This window comes from Okeania sp. SIO2F4, assembly GCF_010672385.1.
Taxonomy (GTDB): Bacteria; Cyanobacteriota; Cyanobacteriia; order Cyanobacteriales; family Microcoleaceae; genus Trichodesmium.
In genome coordinates this window covers 1-3,528 of the sequence record NZ_JAAHGT010000982.1, presented here as the reverse complement: position 1 = coordinate 3,528, position 3,528 = coordinate 1, and the positions used below count along the sequence as shown (strand labels likewise).

The following is a 3,528-nucleotide window of genomic DNA, read 5'->3' as shown; positions in this document are numbered from 1 at the left end:
GCTAATATTTCTTGTTTTTGGATTTGTAATGCTTCTGTATGTTGCTGAAGTTTATCTTGTTTATTGTGTAGCTTATTTCTTAGCTGGAGTAAATGATTTTTAGCATTGCTTTTGTAACGATATAACTCATTATTTACCTCTTTAAGTATATGAGATTGGGCGACGATCAAACTTTGAAAATTTAGCAGAAAATATATATAAAAATCAGGATTTTTTTTGTTGATAAATTGAACTACAATTGGATCGTAAAGATTTTCTGCAGAACGATTTAGTGCTATTTGTATAGCCAAGTTAATTTTTTCTTCAGCAGGTAATATTAAACAGTTATCATAGTATTTAGTTGCCTTTAAAAAATATTCAATTGGTCGTTTAATAAACAATTCTCTTCCATAACGAGAACTCATTTGTTCGTGAAAGTAACGTCGAGAAACCATGCCAATAAACTTTTGATCCCAGACAACTATAACTCCAGGTAAGTCAAGTTGTTCATTAAACTGAGATGACACTAATTCTACTGGAGTCATTGGACTTACTTGAAAGTCAATCAGTGGCAATTCTCTGAGAGTAGATTCAGAATTTAGCTTCGGTAAGTTAGATTTTAAAGTGTTTTCCATTTGACAAAACCAACTTAATTTATAAGGTAGATGAAGAAAAATCTAAGGGAATTTAATCATCATAATTTTGATTGATTGTATATTGTATTTGCCTCTAACGTCAATAATTATCTCTGACTAACTTCTATAAATATCGATTGTTCTATAAATTATCTAAGGGAATTTATAGCGTTTATCAGTAAGCGTGAGGTACACTTTTATCTTTCTTCCCTGTTGCCTGTTGCCTATTGTCTGTTGCCTAAAGCATCAGTGTTTCTTATCTAGAGCAAATATTCAAGTAATTGTTTCTAGGCACTTAATCAAATATCAAACTATCTATTTATGAACTATTTAGCTCATTTACTTTTAGCAAAAAATACTCCCGAATCACAAATAGGAAATCTACTAGGTGACTTTGTCAAAGGTTATCTAGAAGAATATGAAACTATTTATAGCCATGAAATTCTCGTGGGAATCAAAACCCATCGTCAAGTTGATTATTTTACCGATACTCATCCAATATATTTGAGAAGTAAAAATCGGATTAGCAGTAGCCATAGACGTTTAGCAGGAATAATTATTGATATTTGTTACGACCATTTTCTGGCAAATCACTGGAATTTATTTTGCAATGAAAACTTAGATGTGTTTGTGCAAAAAATCTACGTTATTTTGAAAGATAATCAGGAAATTTTACCTGAGAGGTTAAAAAAAATATTGCCGAGAATCATATCTGAGAATTGGCTTGTTTCCTACAAAAATATATCAGGAATTAACTTAACCTTTGTGCGCTTATCTAAACGATTGAAGAGAGAAAATAATTTGGCTACTTCTGTTAATGAGCTGATGAAAAATTATCCTGAAATTGAGTCAGATTTTTTGATGTTCTTTCCAGAAGTGATGAATTATGTAAAAACTTTGCATAAGTAATAATAAATCTGGTCTAAGCATTCAGCTATTAGCAGTCAGCAATCAGCCTTTTTTGTCCAGGAATTAAACATATTTGTTATGCATAGTTAAGGTCTTCAGATATGCTTTTCAAGAGTCAGGAGAAAATAACAATGTAAACATTTAGCTATTAGCAGTCAGCTTTTAGCTATTTCATAAATATAGATAATTAATTCAACTATTACGCTCTAGTTTTTAGATTTTAGATAAACTGTCTGGGTGGCGATAGTGCTACGCACCCCTACGGGTTTCATGTCGCCCAGCGAAACGCCTCACTTCTCATACCAAATCCGGTTATAATAAGCTAAATACAAAATTAAAATTATAAATGCCTAAAAAAGCTTCGGTTCGCCTCTCATTTCAGTACAGAGGAACTCAAAGAAAAGTATAGAACTTGTCAAGATCCTGTAGAAGCACTCGTGATGGCATCTGTTATGGAGAATTTCGCTCTTAGTGAACAATTAAAAATGCGGCGATCGGTCTCTGGATTAAACTATCAATATTCTTTGAAAATTCTCAAGAAATATAATGATTTGGCTGAAGTTGGAATCAGAAATCTGAAGAAAAAAAGTGTCAAACATGATAGAGGAAAAGAACCTTTATTCAACGAAAAACAATTGCTGAAATTAACAGTTCAACTCAAAAAAAGACCACCAAATGGAGGAATATGGACTGGACCAAAGGTTGCTAGATGGATAGAAAAAGTTACAGGAATTGAAAAAGTATGGAATCAAAGGGGGTGGGTAACCCGAAAAAAGTCCAAATATTCTTGGCCGAAACCGAGACCAAAACATAAAAAAGGAGACTTAATTGCACAAGAAAACTTCCAGAAAAATTTACCATTAAAAGTCAAAGAATTAAGAGAAAAGTATCCTTCAAAGAAGATAGAAATATGGTTTTTTGATGAACATAGAGTAGGGTTAAAACCAATTATCAGAAAAGTATGGGATCCTGTAGGAGAAAGACCAACAGCTATAGTACAACATCGTTATGAATGGTTATATGTATATGGATTTGTGGAACCGAAAACTGGAAAAACTTTATGGTATTTAATACCCAGGGTCAACAATAAATGGTTAAGTTTGGTTTATGAAGCCTTTGGTAAAGATGTGGAATTAACCGAAGAAAAAATTGTTCTATTAGTATAAGATAATGCCGGGTGGCATCGCACTCAAAAAGTCAAAGTCCCAGAGGGAATAATTGTGGAATTTATCCCACCTTATTCACTCTTATTTACAACCAGCAGAAAGATTATGGTCTTTGATAGATGAACCTAAGCGTAAATGAACATTTTGAAAGTATTGAAGACATAGAAGAAGTTTTAGTAACTCGTTGCCAAGTATTAGAAAAAATGACATCAGAAGTCAAAAAGTTAACTAATTATCATTGGCTAGTTTATGACTAATTTTGATCGGCTTTTATAAACCGGATTTGATATCACTGTGATTAATAATTAACTTAACTATTGCGCTGTAGTTTTTAGATTTTAGATAAACTGCCTGAGTGGCGATAGTGCTACGCACCCCTACAGGTTTCATGTCGTGCAGCGAAACACCTCATTTCTCACTGTGATTAATAATTAACAGGACTTACGCAGAGGTACTATATATAGAGTGCAAAAACTGTATCGCTATAGTTTTTCAAACTACATACATGGTCTGGTGCGTAAGTCCTCATTAATACCAAGCGTGATAAATGTTTGCTACAAAGATCTAGGATAATTTTTAGGAGTCAGAAGTCAGGAGTCAGGAGTCGCATGGGAATTGTTTCAATACCATTTTTTAGTTCGTAAATCATCTTTTTCTCTTGGTGCGCGTTCCCTCTCTTGGTCGGCATTCCCATGGCGAGGAGACCTAGCCTGGTTCCGACCGCTTGCGCCGTGAGACGGTGAGTGCAGTGCGCCCTTGCGGGTTAAGCGACAGTCACGCAACTGCCGTGAGCGGAGCGTCTCTGAAAGAGATACCCGGAGGGCGCGGGGTCGCACCGC

Annotated in this window: 4 protein-coding genes; 3 read left to right on the top strand and 1 reads right to left on the bottom strand. The window is 34.5% G+C overall.

What is annotated here, in order from left to right; genetic code table 11:
* A partial coding sequence (locus tag F6K22_RS35955; RefSeq protein WP_483244187.1) for a CBS domain-containing protein occupies positions 1-614 on the bottom strand: 614 nt, incomplete at its 3' end.
* Positions 615-935: 321 nt separating this feature from the next.
* Here F6K22_RS35955 and F6K22_RS35950 point away from each other — a divergent pair.
* The 3 genes from F6K22_RS35950 (at position 936) to F6K22_RS35940 (ending at position 2,946) form a co-directional block, all read left to right on the top strand.
* Positions 936-1,523, top strand: coding sequence for an acyl carrier protein phosphodiesterase (locus tag F6K22_RS35950; protein ID WP_293109393.1), 588 nt, complete (start codon positions 936-938; stop codon positions 1,521-1,523).
* 440 nt (positions 1,524-1,963) lie between these two features.
* Complete coding sequence (locus tag F6K22_RS35945) at positions 1,964-2,689, top strand: winged helix-turn-helix domain-containing protein (RefSeq protein WP_293109391.1); 726 nt, start codon at positions 1,964-1,966, stop codon at positions 2,687-2,689.
* Positions 2,690-2,808: 119 nt separating this feature from the next.
* The gene (locus F6K22_RS35940) at positions 2,809-2,946 is read left to right on the top strand and encodes a hypothetical protein (protein WP_293109389.1); all 138 of its coding nucleotides are present in this window, start codon (positions 2,809-2,811) and stop codon (positions 2,944-2,946) included.
* Positions 2,947-3,528 lie beyond the last annotated feature (582 nt).